Source organism: Nostoc sp. UCD121 (genome assembly GCF_014222285.1).
GTDB lineage: Bacteria > Cyanobacteriota > Cyanobacteriia > Cyanobacteriales > Nostocaceae > Nostoc.
Window position 1 is genome coordinate 1 of the sequence record NZ_JACKZS010000397.1, and the last position, 2922, is coordinate 2922.

Consider the following 2922-nt stretch of genomic DNA (forward strand, 5'->3'; position numbering starts at 1 on the left):
CTGGCTGGGCTACGGAAAGAAAAAATATTACTCCTGCTACGTAGATAGTCTTAATAGCGGTAGTAATAAAAATTTGGCTGACTTAGACGAGGATGAAAAGTGGCTAGCGCATACCTTCACTTATTTGCTTTTTTGTATACGATAATTACTCTATCTAAGTAAAGTTCATCCGTTACTACTGAGATGGTTCGTATAAGCTGTTCGCCTTGAACTTCAATGCTATCAGCTATTTTCGTGTCCCCATCATCGTATCTAAGCTTTTTTTTATTAACTTCATCGCTAGGTACAGCCCACGATACCAGATCATCAACCAATAAGAAGGCTTTAGAGTCATAGAAACTTAGATGACCGTTAAACGGTATAACTTCAGATGACAATACCCCTTCACTGTCAAACCAATAAACTTTTGGTTCGCCTGTTCTTTCTTCAAAGAATTTACCATCTGATGAGATAGTTAGAGTTAGCCCTTCGGTTGCTTCTACCTGATCAATTAAATTGTTGCTGTTACTATTCAACCAATTTTCGACACCATTCGGATCTGGTTCATCACCGATAAATTTAATTTGGCTGTTTAGAGAAATACTTCCCGTTAACAGCCATGTTCCAATTAATAATTCTATATTCATACGATTTTTCTAATTATAGGTTTGATTCAGCCTGTTGCTGCTGCGATAAAGGCTGTTTACTTTGTCTCTTGCCCTTTGCACTATTTACTGTTGATTTATCCGGCTCACTACTAGCTTGATCTGACGCAGTATTTACAACTGTTGCCTGAGTTTCAGTAGCCGGATTTGATGACCGATTCTTGTCGTCGCTTGAAGATGTCTTTTGATGGCGACGGCTGCTTTTCTTCAACTCGCCTATTAAATATTTGATTCTGCTGCCAGCCAAATTAATACCCAGACCCTTCAGCATTTCTGAAACTTCATCATAAGTGTAGCCGTACTTGTTAGAAGTCAGCTTTTCAATGTACCTTCTCATTTTTCTGATGGCTTCTCTGTCTGAGATGTCCTCTCGCTCTTTCGGCTTCTGCTCCTTCAGTAGATTGATGGCCTTATCAATCTTGCTCTTCGTAATTACTTCTGAATTCTGATGCTCAGTCATGGTTATCTCATGAATACCGATTAACTGATAATTATCGGTTATTTGAAAAAATCTGATTCAAAATCCTCAAAAAAATTGACTATTGCGGCTACGCCGAATCACTTTTTTCTGTGGCAGCTACGCTGTTATTTTTACTCAACCTGATGGTTTGAAAAAATCGGCTATTAATAGCTTTGTCTATCTAGCTTCTGAGATGAAAGTAAAAAAAAATAATATCCGCCTTGCTTAAAATTAAGTAACCCATTCTAGCGAAAGGTTAGTCTTTCTACTAGGCAGATCAATATCCCTCAACTTTCTACCCTCGCACTGTCTTGTCTGGAAGTACTCCAAGTTCTTCCCAAAATTCATCATCGTAAGTAGCATGTTCCCAATTTTTAGCTGCTTGAATTTGCTCCTTGTTAATGCGTTTCGCACCACGCAAATCAGCCCCCTCAAGATTAGCTTTTTCAAACTTGGCGTAGTGGAGTTGAGCTTCTTGAAAATTAGCATTACATAGGTTAGCGCCTCGAAGGTCAAGGCCTCCAGCCTTGGCTTTGTAGAGGTTAGCAGCTTGCAAATTTGCTTTTTGGAGATTTGCTCCTGATAGGATCGCTCTTTCAAGGTTAGCCTTTTGTAAATTGGCACTTTCAAGATTGGCATCCCATAACATTCTAGATATTTCTGTAACTTCTTCTAGTACGACTCCAGGAGCAATTTTATGTGCCCCTGCTTTGTTAAGAACAAAGTTTTCTGGAAACAAAGTTTCTGAGTCATAAATCGCGCCAAAAAAAGTGCAACCATCAAGGTTCGCCTCACGAAAATCAGCACCGAATAGTCTTGCTCCGCGAAAATTAACACGATAAAGATTGGCTCCACGAAAGATGGATTTAGTAAGATCAGCATTCACGAATCCGCAAACCCACAAATTGGAATTAGCTAAATCAATCTCAGGTAAAACTGCTCCATCAAATACACCAGTACGTATTGTGAGTGGTTGACCTGATGCGTCCCGCTCCTTCGCTAAATTTTGAAGTGCCATTCTCAAAGCATTACTAAAGAGTCTTTCATCACCTTGGCTCATTGACCGAGCTGCATCAATTGCTTTCCAGTATTCAAATTGTCTGCTCTCAGCTTCAAGCCTTGTTCGCTCTTCACGTTTAGGGATCTCAAATAGAAAAGTGATTACAGCAATCAAAATACCTAATTTGCTAAGGGAATCAAGTACTTCAATAAATGCTTGTTTTTTCAACCATGCAGCAAACTGAGTTGAAGACAGTAGCAAGGCGATTAAAACAACGAAAATTATGATCCAGGTAAACCACTTTGTATGCTTTCTTGTCCACAATAAGAATCTAGTTTGTGGTTTTACTTGGTTGTTTTTCATCTTGCTTGCTTAATTACTGCGCCTTGGTGTCTCACTCGATTGTCTTAACTTAATTAATAGTACTGCTAACGTTGTTAAAACGATTACCTAATTGCTAATGTTACACGTTGGTTCAAATTGGACATAACTTCCGATCCTCAGATGGTTTCAGCTACGCTGATTAGAATTTTTGTTGCCCCTACGCCGTCACTATCATTTATTAGACGCTGATATATTTCTCCCGTTCCAGCTACGCTGTCGCTATGTTCCCCCGGTGCTGACTGTAGGCAAACCACCCCGGCTACGCCGTCGCAGTGATTCAGCAAACACTGATATAATCATGAGGTTTCAGCTACGCTGTTATCGTTCTTCATCCCACCCGGAATCACCCGAAACTGTCCCCCCAGCTACGCTGTTGTCCCCTTGCCCCCAGCCTCTCGCTGTGTCCTCCATATACACGTAGCACTTGACACATT

The 2922-nt window shown here is 40.3% G+C and carries 3 protein-coding genes; all 3 read right to left on the bottom strand.

Features of this window, described 5'->3' with window-relative positions; translation table 11 throughout:
* Positions 1-116: 116 nt before the first annotated feature.
* A complete protein-coding gene (locus GNF10_RS36110; RefSeq protein ID WP_185607450.1) occupies positions 117-626 on the bottom strand; it encodes a hypothetical protein in 510 nt (169 codons plus the stop codon).
* A gap of 13 nt (positions 627-639) precedes the next feature.
* The gene (locus tag GNF10_RS36115; protein WP_185607451.1) at positions 640-1104 is read right to left on the bottom strand and encodes a hypothetical protein; all 465 of its coding nucleotides are present in this window, start codon (positions 1102-1104) and stop codon (positions 640-642) included.
* Between the two features lie 295 nt (positions 1105-1399).
* Positions 1400-2467: a pentapeptide repeat-containing protein gene (locus tag GNF10_RS36120; protein ID WP_185607452.1), complete on the bottom strand. Its 1068-nt coding sequence runs from the start codon at positions 2465-2467 to the stop codon at positions 1400-1402.
* Between the last annotated feature and the right edge of the window lie 455 nt (positions 2468-2922).

Bases quoted from the DNA above. Each gene is read 5' to 3' on its own strand.
- GNF10_RS36115 (WP_185607451.1), bottom strand. From the start codon at position 1,104: ATGACTGAGCATCAGAATTCAGAAGTAATTACGAAGAGCAAGATTGAT.
- GNF10_RS36110 (WP_185607450.1), bottom strand. From the start codon at position 626: ATGAATATAGAATTATTAATTGGAACATGGCTGTTAACGGGAAGTATT.
- GNF10_RS36120 (WP_185607452.1), bottom strand. From the start codon at position 2,467: ATGAAAAACAACCAAGTAAAACCACAAACTAGATTCTTATTGTGGACA.